Source organism: Arthrobacter sp. TE12231 (assembly GCF_054062895.1).
This window is the reverse complement of record NZ_JBSSFS010000001.1, coordinates 3,556,810-3,574,489: the sequence shown is the minus strand read 5'-3', so window position 1 is coordinate 3,574,489 and position 17,680 is coordinate 3,556,810. Positions and strand designations below refer to the sequence as shown.

Here is a 17,680-nt window from a genome sequence, read left to right as displayed (position 1 = left end):
GCAAAGCGAAACCCTCGGCCGCAATGCCGGACGAGCGAGCCGGGGAACGAGTGAGGCCGGCTGGGACAATCTCTCGATTGCCTCAACCGGCCCCTGAACCGCGCAAACTTTGCGCTAACTGCATCGCGCAGACTCTGCGCTCTCGCGGAAGGTAAGAGATTCGAACTCTTGGTACGGGGTTACCGCACACTGGTTTTCAAGACCAGCTCCATCGGCCGCTCGGACAACCTTCCCTAACGAGTAGTCTTTCATAGGCAGTCGGCTGCCACAAAAAACGCGCTGCGCTTGCGGACGCGTATGGCTCCCCGCCATATTCTGGGGAGAGATGTTGATCGGACCTGGCGATCGCGGCGCAGGTGCGCGGGGCCAGTTAGGAATCGGGAGTGCTCCATGAAGGCTGTCTATATCTCTGAGCCCGGCGGACCCGAGGTCCTGGAAGTCCGTGAGGTCGAGGCCCCGGTGGCCGGCCCCGGCGAGGTTCTGATCGACGTCGTGGCCGCCGGCCTCAACCGTGCGGACGTCCAGCAGCGCAAGGGGTTCTACCCGCCGCCCCCGGGCGCCTCCGAGATCCCCGGGCTGGAGGTCTCCGGCAGGATTGCGGGCTTCGGCCCGGGCGTCACCAAGGCGTTCTCGGTGGGGGACAAGGTGGTGGCGCTGCTCTCCGGCGGCGGCTACGCCCAGAAGGTTGCCGTGCCCGCCGGGCAGGTTTTGCGGATTCCCGACGGCGTGGACCTGGTCACTGCGGCATCGTTGCCGGAGGTCGCGGCCACCGTCTATTCCAACCTGATCATGACGGCGCAACTGCAGCCGGGCGAAACCGTCCTCATCCACGGAGCCACCGGCGGTATCGGCACCATGGCCATTCAGCTGGCCAAAGCCATCGGCGCGCGGGTGGCCACGACGGCCGGGAACGCGGAGAAGGTCAGCACTGCCAAGGCGTTCCTCGGCGCTGACATCGCCATCAACTACGCGGAGGAAGACTTCCCCGCGAGCCTGCGCGCGCAGAACGGCGGCAAAGGGGCGGACGTGATACTCGACGTCGTCGGCGCCAAGTACCTTGGGCAGAACGTCGAGGCGCTCGCCGACTACGGACGTCTGGTGGTGATCGGGCTGCAGGGCGGAGCGAAAGCGGAACTGGACCTAGGGCAGCTGCTGCGCAAACGGGCGGCCATCATCGCCACGGCACTGCGTCCCCGACCGGTCGAGGAAAAGACCGTCATCATGAACGCCGTCCGCGACGCCGTCTGGCCGATGCTGACCGACGGCAGGATTCGGCCCCTCGTGGCCAAGACCTTCCCCTTGGACCAGGTCGCCGCCGCGCACACCTACTTTGATTCAGGCGACCACGTCGGCAAAGTCCTGTTGGTCATGTAGCGCCGGGCTCGGAGCGGACGCTGTGGACTAGACGCCACGGCCCCGCCGGGTCTTAATCCGCAGGTCAAACAGTAGGTCGGCAACGACTTATTCCATCAATGGCATGCGCTGTTTTGCTGTCGGTCCATGAATGACGATAATGTAATTCCATACGCGGTATACACGCGTCTTGGGGCGCGTGTATGCTGTGTGGTTTCCTGCCCTCCGGGAGTGCCATGTCTATCCGCCACAGTCTCCTCGCCCTCTTGCAGGACCGGCCGCGCTACGGCTACCAGCTCAGGACCGAGTTCGAGGACCGCACGGGAGCATCCTGGCCACTGAACATCGGGCAGGTATACACCACCTTAGACCGGCTGGAACGCGACGGACTCGTCCAAAAAGACGGCGGCGACGGCGACGGGCACATCATCTACAGCATCACCCCGGCCGGCCGAACCGAGGTCCGGGAGTGGTTCGCGCTCCCGGTCTCCCGCGCGAATCCGCCCCGGAATGAACTGGCCATCAAGCTCGCGCTCGGTCTGACGATTCCCGGAACCGACGTCGGCGCCATCATCCAGGCCCAGCGCGCCGTGTCCATCCGGGCCCTGCAGGAGTACACCAAGTCCCGGCGCGACACCGCCGCCCTCCAGCGCCCGGCCGATACCGCCAGAGTCCTGGTGCTGGACTCCCTCATCTTCCAGACCGAGGCCGAAGTGCGCTGGCTGGACCTCTGCGAGGCCCGCCTGATGCAGCTCAGCAACCCCCCGGCTTAGACCGCGGCCCCCGGCCTACCCCGCCGCCCCCGGCCGCGGCCTCAAGGGCCCTAGCCCAGCCGCGCCCCCGGACCGTTCACCGCGTCCGGCCGACCGCTCGTCGCGCGGACTGCACCGCCGGGCGCAGGTGCGGCGCCGGGGCGCGGCCGCGTTGGTAGGGTGCGGGGGGCAGTTCTGCACCGGTGGGCTGCCCAGCTGGGATTCTCGAGGAGGAGACATGGGCACAATGCCAGACGGCACACAAGGCGACAGCACACACAGAACCACGCAAGAAGTCAGCACGCACGGAACAGTACAGCTCGACGACGGGATCGTTCCGGACCCGTCCCTTCCGCGGACGTCGGTGGATGAGTCGGTCCGCGACGCCGCGGATCGCACATGGACCCCCGCCAAGATCGCGCTGTGGGCGGCCATCGCCCTGCTGGGCGGCGTCGCCTGGTTCATGCTCGCCATCATCCGCGGCGAGACCGTCAACGCCATCTGGTTTGTGTTCGCGTCAGTGTGCACGTACCTGATCGGCTACCGCTTCTACTCCAAGGTCATTGAGCGCTACCTGCTCAAGCCCAACGACCGCCGTGCCACCCCGGCCGAATACAAGGCCGACGGCAAGGACTACGTCCGCACAGACCGCAACGTCCTCTTCGGCCACCACTTCGCCGCCATCGCCGGCGCCGGCCCGCTGGTGGGCCCGGTCATCGCAGCCCAGATGGGCTACCTGCCAGGCACCATCTGGATCATCCTCGGCGTCGTTTTGGCCGGTGCCGTCCAGGACTACCTCGTCCTGTTCTTCTCCATGCGCCGCGGCGGCCGCTCCCTGGGCCAGATGGCCCGCGAAGAGCTTGGCGTGATCGGCGGCACCGCCGCCCTGGTCGCGACGCTGCTGATCATGGTGATCATCGTGGCCATCCTCGCCCTGGTGGTCGTCAACGCCCTGGGCGAAAGCCCGTGGGGCGTCTTCTCGGTGGGCATGACCATTCCGATCGCCCTCTTCATGGGCGTGTACCTGCGCTACATCCGGCCGGGGAAGGTCATGGAGGTCTCCATCATCGGCTTCGTGCTCCTCATGGCCGCCATCATCGGCGGCGGCGCGGTGGCAGGCACCGACTGGGGTGCCGCGTTCTTCCACCTGGACAAGGTCACCATCGCCTGGGGCCTCATCATCTACGGCTTCATCGCCGCAATTCTTCCCGTCTGGCTCCTCCTGGCCCCCCGCGACTACCTCTCCACCTTCATGAAGATCGGCGTGATCGTGATGCTGGCCCTGGCGATCATCGTGGTCCGTCCCGAGATCACCGTCCCGGCGTTCAGCGAGTTCGCCAGCCGCGACAACGGCCCGGTCTTTTCCGGTTCCCTGTTCCCGTTCCTGTTCGTCACGATCGCCTGCGGCGCCCTGTCCGGCTTCCACGCGCTGATCGCGTCCGGCACCACGCCGAAACTGATCGAAAAGGAACGCCAGACCCGCCTGATCGGCTACGGCGGCATGCTCATGGAATCCTTCGTGGCCATCATGGCCCTCGTGGCCGCCATTTCCATTGACCGCGGCATCTACTTCGCCATGAACGCACCCGTGGCGCTGACCGGCGGCACTGTCGAAACCGCAGCCGCGTGGGTCAACAGCCTGGGCCTGTCCGGGGTCAACATCACCGCCGGCGACCTTGCGCAGACGGCCAAGGACGTGGGGGAGCAGAGCATCGTGTCCCGCTCCGGCGGCGCGCCTACGCTCGCCGTCGGCCTGGCTCACATCATGCAGCAGTTCATCGGCGGCACCGCGATGATGGCGTTCTGGTACCACTTCGCCATCATGTTCGAGGCACTGTTCATCCTCACGGCCGTCGACGCCGGTACCCGGGTTGCGCGCTTCATGCTGCAGGATTCGATCGGCAACTTCGTTCCGAAGTTCAAGGAGCACTCCTGGCGTCCGGGGGCGTGGCTCTGCACCGCCATCATGGTGGTTGCCTGGGGTGCGGTGCTGCTGATGGGCGTCACCGACCCGCTCGGCGGAATCAACACCCTGTTCCCGTTGTTCGGGATCGCGAACCAGCTGCTGGCGGCCATCGCCCTCTCGGTCTGCCTGGCCATCGCCGCCAAGCGCACCGCCCTGAAGTATCTGTGGATCGTGGCGGTGCCGCTGGCGTTCGCCGCCGTCGTGACCATCACGGCGAGCTTCTACAAGATCTTCTCGCCCGTTCCGGCAGTGGGCTACTTCGCCAACAACGCAGCCTTCGCCAAGGCGCTTGCGGACGGTAAGACCTCCTTCGGCACTGCCAAGACCCAGGCGGCGATGGAGGCCGTGGTGCGCAACACCATGATCCAGGGCTGGCTGTCGATCATCTTCGTGGTGCTGAGCATCGTCGTCATCATCACGGCCGTGATTGCAACTATCAAGGCCCTGCGGAACACGGCCGCGGGGCTGCCCAACGCCGAGCACGAAGACCCCGCCCAGGCCTCCCGCGTCTTCGCCCCGGCAGGGTTCATCCCCACCCCGGCGGAGCGCGAACTCGTGGCCGAGTGGAACAGCCTTCCGGCCGGGCAGCGGCTGGAAAAGTCCGGACACCACTGATGCGGAGTCGGCCATGAACGTGGTAATCGCCGGGATTCGGGGGATTGCCGGGTATCTCAGCGGGGTGCTGGGCGCGGATGCCTACAAGAAGTACTTGGAACACCACGAGGCCTCCGGTCATGCCGGTCCGGCCCTGACGGAGCGGGAGTTCTGGCGCGACCGGACCGACCGCCAGGACGCCACCCCTCAAGGGCGGTGTTGCTGAGCCGCCGCTGCTGAACACGCAGTCGTGATGTACCCGGTGGTGGCGGGCGGCATATGCCGCTGACCGGCCGAATGCGGGACGCCGTCAAGGATCCGGGGGAAGGGCGCCGTCGGGCACAATCGTGTCCGACGGCGCCCTTCCGCTTCCGGCGGACGCCGGACCCGCGCCTCCGGACGCGTGAGAGTATGAAGCCATGAGCGATCAGCACGACACTCAGCCCGGAGATCAAACTGCCGACGACGTGCCCGTCGAAGGCACACCCGTGGACGACGTCCTGCCCCTGCCCGGAGCGCCGGTGGCATTGCCGGCTTCAGTCCCGGACGGCCACGCCGGCGCTCCAGGCCCCGTACCCAGACCGCCCCGGGGGAGCGAACTTCAGGACCTGGTAGACGAACCCGCGAAGGTCATGCGGATCGGCACCATGATCAAGCAGCTGCTGGACGAAGTGAAGTCGGCACCCCTGGATGACGCGGCCAGGGTCCGGCTGGCCGAAATTCATGAGCGCTCCATCAAGGAACTCGAGGACGGCTTGGCCCCGGAGCTCGTTGAGGAGCTCGAGCGGATCAACCTACCCTTTCCGGAGAACGCCACCCCGTCCGACGCCGAACTCAGGATTGCCCAGGCCCAGCTGGTCGGCTGGCTTGAGGGGCTCTTCCACGGCATCCAGACGGCAATCGCGGCTCAGCACGCCGCCCGAGAGCACGCCTACGCGCAGATGCAGCTGCGTCAGCTGCCGCCGGGAACGGTGATCGCACCCGGCGTCATCATCGGGGAGAACGGCGAACCGGTTCGCGCCGCCGCGCCCCGCCGAGGCGCTGACCCCTCCCAGCCTCCCGAGCCCGCCGACCCGGACCACGGTCCCGGCCAGTACCTTTAGCGCGACCTTGGGCTTCTTCAGCGCGGCGCGGCAAGGGCGCAGGGACGACGCCGAACTTGGCAAGGGTCTCTGGCGGCGCGCCCATGACCGCTTCAACCGCGGACTGGACCGCTACCACCAGGTCCTCGAAGGGGTCGAGGACGAGGCACTGTACGGCGAGCTCGTCGAGGTCGCGAACCAGCTTTCCGCGCTCGCTCCCAGGGTCCGGGAGATCTGCGTGGAGGCCCAGCGGCGATATCCCAGTAACGGACTGGACATTCCCGGGCCTCTGGCAGGTGTCCACCGCGCCCTCTCCACGGCGGGCAATTCACTGGCCATGACGGCGGAAGCGGCGGCGATGCTCCGCCTGGCCGTTGGGCCTGTCCCGGCGGGCGCTGCGTCCGTGCGGCGGCGCGCCGACGCCGTACTGGAACACGTCCACGACGCCGAACGGCGGCTTGCCGAGGCAACCGGCAGCGGCCCGACGCCGGGTATTCCCGGTTAAGCGCCTAGCTTAGCTTCGCCCTGGCGCTAGCCGGACTGCACCGATGTTGGCAGGATAGTTATATGACTTTTTCACCGGACCTGACTTTCAATGACGGCAACACCATTCCCCAGCTTGGCTACGGGGTGTGGCAGGTTGAAGATGACGTGGCCGAAAAGGTGGTTGTCCAGGCCTTCGAGGCCGGCTTCCGCCACATCGACACCGCCAAGATCTATGGCAACGAAGCAGGGGTTGGCCGCGCTATCGAGCGTTCCGGCCTCAAGCCCGAGGAAATCTTCATCACCACCAAGCTGTGGAACGCGGACCAGGGCTACGAATCCACCCTGAAGGCATTCGAGGAGTCCATGGAGCGGCTGGGCCTCGAGACCCTGGACCTGTACCTCATCCACTGGATGCAGCCCCAGCAGGACAAGTACGTTGACACCTGGAAGGCTCTCATCGAGCTCCAGAAGCAGGGCCGGGTCAAGACGATCGGCGTCTCCAACTTCACCAAGGAGGGCCTGCAGCGCCTGATCGACGAGACCGGCGTGGTGCCGGCCATCAACCAGGTCGAGCTGCACCCGTTCTTCAACCAGGCCGACCTGCGCGAATTCAACGCCTCCAAGGGCATCCTCACCCAGGCATGGTCGCCGCTGGGCCAGGGCGGCGAGCTCCTCGAAAGCCCCGTCATTGCCCAGATTGCCGCCAAGCACGGTGCCACCCCGGCCCAGGTAGTCATCGCCTGGCACCTGGCGATCGGCAACGTCGTCATCCCGAAGTCCGTGACCGAATCCCGGATCCGCGAGAACTACGCGGCCCTCGATGTCACCCTTGACGAGACCGACGTCCAGGCCATCAACGGACTGGACCGTTCCGCCGAAGGCGCTGGCAGGATCGGCCCGGACCCGGCAGTCTCAGACTTCGCTTAAGCAACAGCCCTAGGGCACCGGCCCGGCGCTTCACAGCATCATGCCGGTTGACCCGGCCGGCGTTCGCAGAGGGCCTTCACCCCGCACGGGGTGGAGGCCCTTTCTGCTGCCCGGCCGTTCCCGCAGGACGGGACGGTGCCGACCCGGCGTGCGCTGTGCCGCACCGGACTCAGGCGGCGGCCCGGCGTACCTTTCCCGGGATAGCATCCACGACCGCCCAGCCGTCTTCGCCCGAAACGCACCGGCTGGCGAAGCGGTCCGCGGCGGCAGCGTCATCGAAGCTCTCGGTGCGGATCCGGCCGGAGTCTGTGTCCCAGTACGTGACTTCGAAGTACTGCGCGCCGTCCTGTGCGTTGTCGCAGTGCTGCGGGAAATGCTGCTGGAAATCCTGGTTGTTCTCCATGACTCCAGTGTGCAACCGACCTCCGACACTAAGAGTTCACGCCTCCGGCGTGTTGCCGAGCCGCAGCATGCGTTCCCGGGCCAGGACTTCCTTGCGGCGTTCCCGGTCCGCGGCCCTCGCCGTCTGCTGAGCCATGGCCGCGGCCAGCTCGTGACGCTTCCGTGCCGCTTTGAGCTCGGCTTCGGCCAGATCAAGGCGCCGCCGGAGCTCGTGCGCCTCATCGGCCAACCGCCTGGTATCGGCTGCAGCCTCCTCCAGTTCCGCCGCCGCGCCGCGTGCCTCGTCGTCGGCCGCTGCGGCGGACTCTTTGGCCTCCTGCAGCCGGGCCCGGGCCCGTTCCACCGCCGACGGCGCCGGGGTCACCTGCGCTTTCCCGGCAACCCGGAGACGGGGCTGCACCGCTGGCGGTTCTCCGTCGTCGGCTCCTCCGTGCACGGCCCGGGTGTCGGCTTCCCGGGCCGGAAGGCTGCCGGGGACGGCCACCGCGCCGGCGAGATCGACGACGTCGACCCCGTCCGCCGAGAGTGCCCGGAGCAGGCAGCCGCTCTGAACGGCTGCTGCGGCCCCGGCGTCCGTGGTGGCGGCCCGCAGTGTCTGCTCCACCTCCGCGGCCACGGCGTCGCTGATCGGCCGGCCCTGCCGAACTGCCAGTTCGCGTGCCGCCTTCACGGCACCGGAGAGCAGCTGCCGCCGTTCCTGTGAGAGGAGGCGCAGGCCCGCAGCGTCCAGGGCGGACTGCGCGGCCTGCATCGACGTCCCCAGCTCGGACAGCTCCCGCAGCATTTCGGGGCTGTGCGCCGCCATCATGTTCACCGCCCACGCGGCCAGGGAGGGTTTGGGCAAGGCCCGCACCTCGGCCGCCAGGGCCCTCTGCCCCGCGGCAGCGATGTTCTCGGAACTGAGGCGGCGGGCGGCAGCCGTTCTTGCCGCAACAAACTCGCCGTACGGCAACGCGTACAGCGGCCCGGCAATGCCCGCAAGTCCCGGGGTTCCCATGCAAGAATCATAGAAGTCCCGGCTCGGCCGCGAGCACCGGCTCGCGGCCTTGTCATGAGACCCGGCGGCGCCCCGATACTGAGGAGTATTCACTTGATCGAAATTGGCGGGCTACCGGCCCACGTCCTGCTCGTCCACGCCGTGGTGGTGTTCGGACCGCTTGCGGGTCTGGGCGCCATTGTCTACGCCGTGGCACCGCGCTGGCGGAGCTACCTGGCCTGGCCGCTGGGCGTGTTGTCGCTGATTCTGGTTCCCATAACGGTGGTGACGGCTCAGGCCGGCGAGCAGTTGGAGAAGGCCCGTCCGGCGTCGGCCCTGGTCCGCGAGCATGCCCAGCAGGGCGATGTGCTCAAGGTGTTTTCGGTGATTTTCTTCGTCATCGTCGCGGCCATGCTGGTGGTCACCTATGAGCCCTTCGGCCGGCGTCTGGCGTTCCTCCGCGGACTGCGGGACAACCGGATCGTCCGAGTGGTCCTCCTCATTGCCGGCGCCGTCGCGGGCGCTTTCTTCATCTACCAAAGCGTCATCACAGGGCATTCCGGCGCGGCGTCCGTCTGGAGCCGCTAAGTCAGCGCTTCGGCACGCCCGTGACCCGCTGACGGGCGCCGGCTTCTGTGCAGGGTGATAAGGAGCAGGACGAGGGCCGCCGCCTGAAGCGCCGCCACCGCAGCAATGAGCACCGGCCGCGCGCCGTAAAGCGATCCGTACAATACCCCGCCCGCCAACGCCCCGGCCCCTTCGAATGCCGCGAACACCCCGTAGGCGGTGCCCTGCCGGGGCTGCGGCACGAGATCGGCCACCAACGCCTTGACCGTGGAGTCCTGGATGCCCGTGGCGGCGCCCCAGACCAGGACACCGGCCAGAACGACGCCGGCACTCGGCGCCAGGGCCAGGACAGGCACCCCCGCGATCAGCACGGGAAGGCCGAGCAGCACGGCCGCCCCGGCACGGTCGTAAAGGACGCCACTGGCGAGGGCCCCGACGGCGGCCGCCCCCATGGCGGCCGCGTACAGCAGCGGAACGACTGAGACGGGAACCGCCACGTCGGCCGTCAGATGGTAGGAGATGACGCCGAAAGCCACCAGGCCGGCGCTCCAGAAGAAGGCGGCGGCGGCAAACAGGACAAAGGCGCCGGAAAACACCGACGCCGGCCGGCCGCCGTTCGCAGGGAGAAGCACGGAACCCGACGACGAAGCTGGCGAAGAACCCGGTGCCGAAGCTGGGACGGACCCGGGAGCGGAGCCCGGTGCCGCGGCGTCTGCGGGGAACTCGGTGACGGCGGCAACGGGTGCTGCCGGGACGTCGCCCGGGTCCGGCACCCTGCGACGCAACCACACGAGGATCGCCAGCGCGGCCGCCGCCGGAACGACGAGCACCGCAAACGCCGCCGACAGCGAGCCGGTGGCCACCAGCACCGCGGAGACGAGCAACGGGCCCAGGAGCGCGCCAGCGAGATCGAGGGATTTGTGGACGGCGAAGCCACGGCCCCGCCCAACCGGCCCGGCAGCGGCAGCCAGCAGGACGGTCTTTGCCGGGCTACGGACGGCTTTGCCAACCCGGTCCCCGATCAGGAGCGCGGCCGCCAGTGCCAGTCCGGCGGATCCGGCCAAGGGCGCCAACGCCAGCAGCGGGACGCACACCGCCGTGAGCACGTACCCGGCCATCGTGAAAGTCCAGTATTTCCCGGTGCGATCCGCCCAAGGACCGAACACCAGCCGCAGCCCCTGCGCCGCGGCTTCCGCGGCGCCCGTCACGAGACCCACAAACAGCGCTGATGCGCCGAGTTGGGCGAGCAGGGGACCTCCCAGCGGCCGGGCGCCGTCGGACACCATGTCCGTGGCGAGGCTGACTAGGCCGAACGCCACTACTGTGCCCCATTGCGGGCGCCCCCGCAGGCCTCGCCGTCCGCCGGTCCGTGCCGGCGGACTTTCCTGCTGCCGGGCTGGCAGCCTGCGGCCGGGCCGTTCCATTCCCTAAGGCTCGCCGACGACTCGGAAAAAGACAATACGCAGGTCAGGGCGCTGTGGCCCTGCCGTGGCGCGGGAGGAAATATTGGGCGAAGTGGACCGTTTTCGGCATCTGCTTGGTACTTTTTGAGAGCCGATCCGCATTGTGCGGGCCGGGGGGACCCACACCGACGGATTGAAAGGCTTCACAACCATGAGCTCACCCCAATACCAGGGCTACGCGCCCGCATCCGCGAAGACCAACGGTCTGGCCATCGCGGCACTCGTTTCATCCTTCTTTATCAGCCTGCTCGGGATCATCCTGGGTCACATCGCCCTGAACCAGATTAAGACCACCGGTGAAAGCGGCCGTGGCCTGGCCATCGCCGCACTGGTCATCGGCTACGCGTCGATCGCCTTTACGGTGATCTTCGTCGTTGTAATCATGGGCACTGCGGCCGCAAACCGCTAAGACTCGGCAGACGGCCCCCTCCGGCACCGGCCGGAAGGGGCCGTTTGCGTCCCGCCTGCCGCCCCGGGTCACCAGGGCCGCACCCGCGCGCCACTCTCAGGAGGAACTGTGAAGCTGCTTTCCAACCCGTCCCGCCACGCTGGCCATCGACCTTCCGTGCCTGCCGCCCTTCTTGGAATTGCGGTGGCTGCCGGGCTGGCTTTCGCCGGCGTCGCCGTGGCCGCGCCGCCCCCGGCCATCGCCGCAACAACCCCGGCGCCGACCGGCTGGCTGCACACCTCCGGCGGCACGATCCTGGACTCGAACAACGCCCCGTATACGATCAAGGCAGCATCCTGGTTCGGCATGGAAACCCCTGACTGCATGCCGCACGGGCTATGGACCCTGACCATCGACGACGCCCTGGCCAACATCAAGTCGATGGGCTTCAACACCGTCCGGCTGCCGTTCTCCAATGAGTGCCTGGCCGCGACGTCCATCAAGGGAAGCCTGAACTACTGGGCCAACCGCGCCTACGGGCTCGAAGGCAAGACGCCCTTGTTTCTGATGGACACGGTGATCGCCCGCGCCAAGGCCAACGGCCTGCACATCATCCTGGACCGGCACCGGCCGTCCTCCGCGGACCAGTCTCCGCTGTGGTACACCTCCGCATACCCGGAGTCGAAGTGGATCGCCGACTGGAAGATGCTCGCCGCGCGCTACAAGAACGATCCCACCGTCATCGGCGCCGACCTTCACAACGAGCCCGCCGGCGCAGCGACCTGGGGCGGCGCCGCCGCCACCGACTGGCAGGCCGCAGCCACCCGTGGCGGGAACGCCGTCCTGGCCGCCAACCCCAACCTGCTGATCATCATCGAGGGGATAGAGAACCAGGGCAATGGCACGTCCACCTGGTGGGGCGGCGGCCTGGCCGACGTCAAGAACAAGCCCGTCACCCTGGCCACACCCAACCGCGTAGTGTATTCCCCGCACGACTACCCGGCGTCGTTGTTTGCGCAGAAGTGGTTCAGCGATCCCAGCTACCCGAACAACCTGCCGGCCGTCTGGGATGCCAACTGGGGCTACATCCAGAAGCAGGGCATCGCCCCGGTTCTGCTTGGTGAGTTCGGGACCGCGCTGCAGACCACGTCCGACAAACAGTGGATGGAGAAGATCGTCTCCTACCTCGGGACCAACTCCATGAGCTTCGCCTATTGGGCGTTCAACCCGAACAGCGCGATCACCGGGGGCCTTGTCCAGTCGGACTGGCGCACCCCGGAGACCGCCAAACTCGCCGCGCTCGCACCGATCCTGAAGAGCACCCCGTCCCCGACAGTATCCCCGACGGCGTCCCCGTCGCCGACTGTCACGGCGTCCCCGTCGCCGACTGTCACGGCGTCCCCGACGGCGACCGCCACCGCAACACCGACGCCCACAACCACTGCGACGCCCACCATCACTGCATCGCCGTCGCCGTCGGCGTCTCCCGTGCCGACGTCGGGCGGGTCCATCAGCGCGGTCTGGAAACTGACCAGTTCGTGGACCGGTGGCTACGTGGCCAACATCGAGGTCACCGGGCTCCGTGCGGCCGCCGGCTGGAGCGTGAGCTGGCCCGATGCCAATGTCACCCGGGTGGCCAACTCCTGGGGCATCACCTGCACGGTCATTCCCAGGGTGTCGGTGACCTGCAGCGGATCGGACTGGGCCACCAAGATCGCCGCCGGCCAGAAACTGTCCGTGGGCCTGCAGGTGGACTCGCTGATGGCCCCCGTCAACCCGGTGCTGACCCTGAAATAGCCGGACCAGCCCGGCTCGTCGCCGTCGGCGTCATTATCTCGAATGCTTGCTCGGCCACCTACAAGGTCAGGGCGGTCGACCGGAACGCGAAGATCGCCGTCCGGGTCACCGGGTCGCTTCTTGGCTTCACGACCGCGTCCCGGGTCAGCGGCGCGTTCATCGCACGCTGAGCGCCGCCCTCCCTTGGTGGTTGGGCTGCCGGACGTATCGACAGATGTGCCGAAACCGGCGCATGGTTAAGGCTTGGGGCGGGCCCGAGTTTTCTCTTCTGCCAGCCTCCGTTGCCGCACTTCTTTGGGGGATAACTTGAAAAAGCGCACCACGCGCCTGCTGGGCACCGCGACCCTGACGGGCATACTCCTCACGACCGCGGCCTGCGCCGACCCGCAGGCGAGCAGGCAACCGATCTCCACAACCCCGGCTGCACCCGCTGCAACGATTACCGCTGCCGACTCTGCCCGGGCCGCAAGCGAGACCACGTCTCCGGCCCCCGCCCCGGAGACACCCCGGGCTGCAGCATTGCAGACGTTCACGTTCCCGGACGGCCACATTTCGTTCATTCACCCGGCCGGCTGGACGGTCAAGGTCAAGCCTGGTCCGGCCCTCAACGCGGAAGCCCAGAAGAACTCATTCGAAGCGATCATCTCGGATGCGTCCGGCACAGAATTGGCCCGCATGTATAGCGGCATGTACGGCGACGGCGCCGCCGGGCCGGCAAGTCGGACCATCCTGGATCACGCACCGGTGCCCGGCGTTACCAACATGGCGGGGGAAGCCACAGAGTTCGGCTTCGCCTATGACGAGTACCCGGGGGCCACCGGAGGCCCTTATTACTTCATGGACGTCCGGAACGCGAGGGAATTCCTGGCAACCACCGACTCCTCCGGTTCCAACCAGATCCGGCTGCCCAACGGCGTCCTGAGCGCCTGGGTCGTTTTGTCCGATGCGCCGTCCACACCGGCTTTTGCTTCCCCGGCCGAAGCGAAAGCCTGGATGGGCACAGAGCGCTACGCGCAGCTGAAGGCGATGCTGCTGAGCCTGCACTACGCCTAGGCAGAGGGTACCGTCAGTCCATGAGAGCTCATGTCCGCTGGGCCGACGGAGCATGGTCGTTGCTTGTCCTGTTCGCTGTTGCGGTGACGGCGTGCGGGCTGGCCGAGTCGTTCAGCCTCATCGTCAGGTCACCCACGGACGCGGAAGGGCACGGCCTGGTGTTCCTCGGATCTACGGCGTTCGCGGCGGCGGCCGTGTGGGCGAGGCTGAGGCGAAGGCCGCTCTGGGTGTCGATTTTGACGGCGCTGCCCGCAGTGGTCGTCGGAGGGTTGTCCGCGGAAAATCCTGACGGGCTCTACGCCCATTTGGCGGGGCTCTTCCTGGTCCCCGCAGCGCTGAGCGCGATGCTAGCGGACCTGCTGTTCCCCGACCCTCAAATTTTGCCGGCCTGGGACGCCGAGGCCGATCCCGCCAACTGATTCCTGTGCCACCGCTGTCAGTGCGGCCAGCAACTCGCGCTTCTTCGCGACGGACGACGGGGACGCGTTGTGAACCTGGATGATTGGCATCCGCCGAGACTCGCACGATCCCCGGCGAGCTCAAGACTGACAGCGCCCAGGGCTCTCTCACCGCCGACGCGGACGGGATCCCCCTCACCTACACCATCGCGCCCCGGGGACACCGAGCGCCAGATCGAGGCCCGGTTGCGGAGGAAGCCCGGCGCCGAGACGCTAGCCGGCTTCGCTCTGGATACGGTCCTTTACGCTTTGAGGCATGGTCGAGCACGCGTCGTCGTCGGCGCGCCGGTCAGCATGACTGTCGGCGGTGTCGGTGATACCGACCGTTGCGACGGCCGCCTGCCATCCGCCCAGACCGGTGATCTGCCGCGGCACCCAGACGTTGGCCGCCCCGTTCACCAGGTTCCAGACGGCGGGGTGGACGCCATCGCCGAGGTAGATTCCACCGTTGGGGTCTCTCCTGACCAGATCCGGCAAGGGCAGGACGCCCATCAGTTGAGCAGACTGGTAGTCGGACATGTTCCACGGCGGTGTTCCGAAGTAGTACCAGCTGGCGGCGCAGACGCCGTACAGGTGAGGGCCGAACTGGGCATAGTTCAGGTAGAGCTCCAAAGCCCGTTGGGGGCTCAGCGTGTAACTGAACTGGGTTGCCAGGACGGCCTCGATGCCTTTGCGGGCGGCGCTTTGGTCGTCCCAGAGGAAAATGTTCTTGACCAGCTGCTGGGGGATGGTGGAGCCGCTCGGGTCGGGCTTTCCCTGGAAGTACGCCTGCGCCCTGGCCTGGAAGTCTCCTAGGTCGAAAGCGCCAGAGCGGGTGCCGAGCTGTTCGTCTTCATGGGCGATTGTCGCGGCGAGCAGGTGCCGGCTGATGTGGTTGATCGAGACAAACTGGTAGACGTTGGGCTCGCCGGCCTCCAGCATGTAAGCAGTGCGCGGCAGGGTCACGCCCATGCTGAACATAAACGCAATGATCTGGACCAGAACCAGCGGGGCGATCAGAGCCAGCAGGAGTTTGCGGCGCCACCTCCGCTTAGGACGCTTGCCGGGATGACCGACCGGAGGGCCAGGCTGCTTAGCTTGATCCGGCTCCACCGCAGGCGGGCTTACAGTCGGCGACGCAGGCTCCTGAGACGTCGGGGCCCCGGGCACCGGGTAGCTGACAACTTTCGCCGGCGCTTCCTCCGGTCCCTCAGTAGTCCACAGGCCAGGCTGACCGTCCGGCGAGGTTGGGCCCGGCACCGGGTAACTGACGACCTTCGCAGGTGCTGTGCCCGGACGGCCAGATCGCGGAGGGTGGTCCGGCGGTGGCCACCGCGGCGGGGTAGGTGATGTCGGGTTGTCCATCAGTTTGCCTTCGCTGCTCGCTCCCGGATAAATCTCAAAGAGATGAAGGATGGGACGAAATTCTACCGGGCAGTCCTGGGAATTGTTCTCAGCCGGCTACGCGGTGGGCGCCGCTGCACACCTGGAGTTCAAAATCAGTCCGTGACCGGAGGAGCGCCGGCGGGGCTGGTGAGGGTCCGGCCGCACTCGGCGCGCTCGGTGCGGTCATAAGGGCATCCCACGGCCACCAGCAAAAAACCCCGTATCCCCGCTGAATCAGCGGAAATACGGGGTTCTTCCCGAGCTTCCTGCCAGAATCGAACTGGCGACCTTCTCATTACGAGTGAGACGCTCTACCAACTGAGCTAAGGAAGCAACCACATGAAAGCCCGGCGAACCGGGCGGATCATGCAAGAGATAACTGTAATAGAGTCCCGGCGTCCGGGTCAAAATGAGCGTCCGCGGCCGCCCGCCGGCCCAGCAAACCGTACCGAGCAGACGCTACCTAGCAGACGGTGTTGTCCGCCGGAGTCTTGCCGTCCACGAGGTAGTCATCGACGGCGTTGCCGATGCAGCTGTTGGAGCGGCCATAAGCCGTGTGGCCCTCGCCCTTCCACGTCAGCAGCGAGGCATTCCCGAGCTGCTTGCGCAGGGAGCTGGCCCATTCGACGGGGGTGGCCGGATCGCCAGTCGTTCCCACAACAACAATGGGGGCCGAACCCTTGTACTCCACTGGGGCCGGGGTCCGGACGTTTTTGTACGGCCAGTCCTTGCAGTTAGTTCCGCCGTATGCGAAGTAGTAACCCAGGGTGGGGGAGAGCTGGCGCAGCTTCTGGTCCTCGGCCCGCATGGAGGCGGTGTCGGTCACCATGGGGTAGTCCAGGCAGTTGATGGCGTTGAAGGCGAAGGAGCTGTTCGACGTGTAGGTGCCGCTGGGGTCCCGGTCGGCGCCGAAGTCGGCCAGTTGCATCATGCCCGTGCCGTCGCCGGCCAGGGCCTGGCCGAGCGCCCGGGTGAGGATCGGCCAGTTGTCATTGTTGTAGAGCGGGATGATGAGGCCGCTGACGAACGTCGACCCGGAGACCTTCCGGCCGTCCTTCGACGGCAGCGCGTTGGCCTCCGCGGCGTTGATCGCGTTGCGGATCTGCTGGACGCCGTCCTCGGCACTTCCCGTCATCGGGCATCCGCTGGTCTGCTGGCAGTTGGCAACGTAGGTGTGCAGGGCCTTGTCGAAGGCCACGGTCTGGCCGGCAGTCAGTTCCTCGTAGCTCAGAGACGGATCCAACGCGCCGTCGAGGACCAGCCGGCCGACGTTGTCCGGGAACAGCGACGCGTAGGTGGCGCCCAGGAGCGTCCCGTAGGAGTAGCCGAGGTAGTTCAGCTTGGCGTCGTTGACCACACCGCGGAGGATGTCGAGGTCCTTGGCCGCGCTGACGGTGTCGATCTGGCCCAGGACCGGCCCGGTATTTTCTGCGCATTTGGCTGCGATGGCCTTGTTGTCGGCCAGGGCCGCTTGCAGTCCGGCATCGGTGTCCAAGGCATAGGTCTTGGCACGGGACGCGTCACGTTCCGCGTCCGTGAGGCACGTGACCGGGGCGGAGCGCTTCACGCCGCGGGGGTCGAAGCCCACGATGTCATAGGCGGACCGGACCTTCTCCGAAATGTTGGTGTTGGCCGCGTCCCTGACGAAGTCATAGCCCGATCCGCCCGGGCCGCCGGGGTTGACCAAGAGGGTGCCCTTCTTGTTGCCCTTCGTGGGGAGCTTGATGGCGGCGAGTTCGATGTGGTCACCGTCAGGCTTGCTGTAGTCCAGCGGGACCTTGATTTTGGCGCACTGGAAGCTGCTCTCGCACGGCTTCCAGTCGATCCGCTGGGAGTAGAAGCTGCGCAGTTCCGCGGGCGCCGCCGCAGCGATCGAGGGGTCCGCCTGTCCCGATGCGGCCCCCGAAGTTGCGGCACCCGAGCCGCCGCCGCTGCCACCACCGAAAAGGCTGCACGAGGCCAGTGTCACGGCCAAGGCCGCGGCGCCGACGGCCCGCATGCCGATCGCCAGGGATCGGGATCTTGCGGACTTGGGTCGAGCAGGCTTCATG

Annotated in this window: 17 protein-coding genes and 2 tRNA genes; 12 read left to right on the top strand and 7 right to left on the bottom strand. The window is 67.1% G+C overall.

Annotation, left to right across the window (positions count from 1 at the left end; all coding sequences use genetic code 11):
- Nucleotides 1-145: 145 nt before the first annotated feature.
- Nucleotides 146-233 (bottom strand) — tRNA-Ser (locus ACVWYS_RS15985).
- A 157-nt stretch (nucleotides 234-390) separates the two neighbouring features.
- Here ACVWYS_RS15985 and ACVWYS_RS15980 point away from each other — a divergent pair.
- The 7 genes from ACVWYS_RS15980 to ACVWYS_RS15950 all read left to right on the top strand — a co-directional run bounded on the left by ACVWYS_RS15980 (nucleotide 391) and on the right by ACVWYS_RS15950 (nucleotide 7,160).
- Nucleotides 391-1,374 carry an NAD(P)H-quinone oxidoreductase gene (locus ACVWYS_RS15980; protein ID WP_456507497.1) on the top strand — a complete coding sequence of 328 codons (984 nt, stop codon included), beginning with the start codon at nucleotides 391-393 and terminating at the stop codon, nucleotides 1,372-1,374.
- A 215-nt stretch (nucleotides 1,375-1,589) separates the two neighbouring features.
- Entirely contained in the window at nucleotides 1,590-2,126 is a 537-nt protein-coding gene (locus ACVWYS_RS15975; protein WP_116768353.1) for a PadR family transcriptional regulator, read from the top strand.
- A 217-nt stretch (nucleotides 2,127-2,343) separates the two neighbouring features.
- Nucleotides 2,344-4,686 carry a carbon starvation CstA family protein gene (locus ACVWYS_RS15970; RefSeq protein ID WP_344363034.1) on the top strand — a complete coding sequence of 781 codons (2,343 nt, stop codon included), beginning with the start codon at nucleotides 2,344-2,346 and terminating at the stop codon, nucleotides 4,684-4,686.
- Nucleotides 4,687-4,699: 13 nt separating this feature from the next.
- Nucleotides 4,700-4,891, top strand: a complete 192-nt coding sequence (locus ACVWYS_RS15965) for a YbdD/YjiX family protein (protein ID WP_344363036.1) — start codon at nucleotides 4,700-4,702, stop codon at nucleotides 4,889-4,891.
- A gap of 193 nt (nucleotides 4,892-5,084) precedes the next feature.
- A complete protein-coding gene (locus tag ACVWYS_RS15960) occupies nucleotides 5,085-5,768 on the top strand; it encodes a bacterial proteasome activator family protein (protein WP_344363039.1) in 684 nt (227 codons plus the stop codon).
- A 7-nt stretch (nucleotides 5,769-5,775) separates the two neighbouring features.
- The gene (locus ACVWYS_RS15955; RefSeq protein ID WP_456507496.1) at nucleotides 5,776-6,252 is read left to right on the top strand and encodes a hypothetical protein; all 477 of its coding nucleotides are present in this window, start codon (nucleotides 5,776-5,778) and stop codon (nucleotides 6,250-6,252) included.
- Nucleotides 6,253-6,314: 62 nt separating this feature from the next.
- Entirely contained in the window at nucleotides 6,315-7,160 is an 846-nt protein-coding gene (locus ACVWYS_RS15950; RefSeq protein WP_456507495.1) for an aldo/keto reductase, read from the top strand.
- Nucleotides 7,161-7,329: 169 nt separating this feature from the next.
- On the opposite strand, the gene ACVWYS_RS15945 is transcribed toward ACVWYS_RS15950, so the two are convergent.
- Together ACVWYS_RS15945 and ACVWYS_RS15940 are read right to left on the bottom strand one after the other, a co-directional pair.
- Entirely contained in the window at nucleotides 7,330-7,563 is a 234-nt protein-coding gene (locus ACVWYS_RS15945; RefSeq protein ID WP_456510049.1) for a hypothetical protein, read from the bottom strand.
- A gap of 36 nt (nucleotides 7,564-7,599) precedes the next feature.
- A complete protein-coding gene (locus ACVWYS_RS15940; RefSeq protein ID WP_456510048.1) occupies nucleotides 7,600-8,559 on the bottom strand; it encodes a hypothetical protein in 960 nt (319 codons plus the stop codon).
- A gap of 93 nt (nucleotides 8,560-8,652) precedes the next feature.
- Between ACVWYS_RS15940 and ACVWYS_RS15935 the strand changes: the two genes are divergently transcribed.
- Entirely contained in the window at nucleotides 8,653-9,126 is a 474-nt protein-coding gene (locus ACVWYS_RS15935; protein ID WP_456510047.1) for a DUF2231 domain-containing protein, read from the top strand.
- On the opposite strand, the gene ACVWYS_RS15930 is transcribed toward ACVWYS_RS15935, so the two are convergent.
- Nucleotides 9,123-10,424 carry an MFS transporter gene (locus tag ACVWYS_RS15930; protein WP_456510046.1) on the bottom strand — a complete coding sequence of 434 codons (1,302 nt, stop codon included), beginning with the start codon at nucleotides 10,422-10,424 and terminating at the stop codon, nucleotides 9,123-9,125. The two genes, ACVWYS_RS15935 and ACVWYS_RS15930, sit on opposite strands and share 4 nt — an antisense overlap.
- Nucleotides 10,425-10,719: 295 nt before the next feature.
- Between ACVWYS_RS15930 and ACVWYS_RS15925 the strand changes: the two genes are divergently transcribed.
- The 4 genes from ACVWYS_RS15925 (at nucleotide 10,720) to ACVWYS_RS15910 (ending at nucleotide 14,225) form a co-directional block, all read left to right on the top strand.
- A complete protein-coding gene (locus ACVWYS_RS15925; RefSeq protein WP_456510045.1) occupies nucleotides 10,720-10,977 on the top strand; it encodes a DUF4190 domain-containing protein in 258 nt (85 codons plus the stop codon).
- Between the two features lie 156 nt (nucleotides 10,978-11,133).
- Nucleotides 11,134-12,753: a cellulase family glycosylhydrolase gene (locus ACVWYS_RS15920; protein ID WP_456510044.1), complete on the top strand. Its 1,620-nt coding sequence runs from the start codon at nucleotides 11,134-11,136 to the stop codon at nucleotides 12,751-12,753.
- 306 nt (nucleotides 12,754-13,059) lie between these two features.
- Nucleotides 13,060-13,806 carry a hypothetical protein gene (locus ACVWYS_RS15915; protein WP_456510043.1) on the top strand — a complete coding sequence of 249 codons (747 nt, stop codon included), beginning with the start codon at nucleotides 13,060-13,062 and terminating at the stop codon, nucleotides 13,804-13,806.
- 20 nt (nucleotides 13,807-13,826) lie between these two features.
- On the top strand, nucleotides 13,827-14,225 hold the full coding sequence (locus ACVWYS_RS15910) for a hypothetical protein (RefSeq protein ID WP_456510042.1): 399 nt from the start codon (nucleotides 13,827-13,829) through the stop codon (nucleotides 14,223-14,225).
- A 252-nt stretch (nucleotides 14,226-14,477) separates the two neighbouring features.
- On the opposite strand, the gene ACVWYS_RS15905 is transcribed toward ACVWYS_RS15910, so the two are convergent.
- From ACVWYS_RS15905 to ACVWYS_RS15895, 3 genes are all read right to left on the bottom strand, one after another.
- Nucleotides 14,478-15,224 carry a biosynthetic peptidoglycan transglycosylase gene (locus ACVWYS_RS15905; RefSeq protein ID WP_116768629.1) on the bottom strand — a complete coding sequence of 249 codons (747 nt, stop codon included), beginning with the start codon at nucleotides 15,222-15,224 and terminating at the stop codon, nucleotides 14,478-14,480.
- A 665-nt stretch (nucleotides 15,225-15,889) separates the two neighbouring features.
- Nucleotides 15,890-15,962: transfer RNA gene (locus ACVWYS_RS15900), tRNA-Thr, on the bottom strand.
- A gap of 130 nt (nucleotides 15,963-16,092) precedes the next feature.
- On the bottom strand, nucleotides 16,093-17,679 hold the full coding sequence (locus ACVWYS_RS15895) for an alpha/beta hydrolase (protein WP_456510041.1): 1,587 nt from the start codon (nucleotides 17,677-17,679) through the stop codon (nucleotides 16,093-16,095).
- Between the last annotated feature and the right edge of the window lies 1 nt (nucleotide 17,680).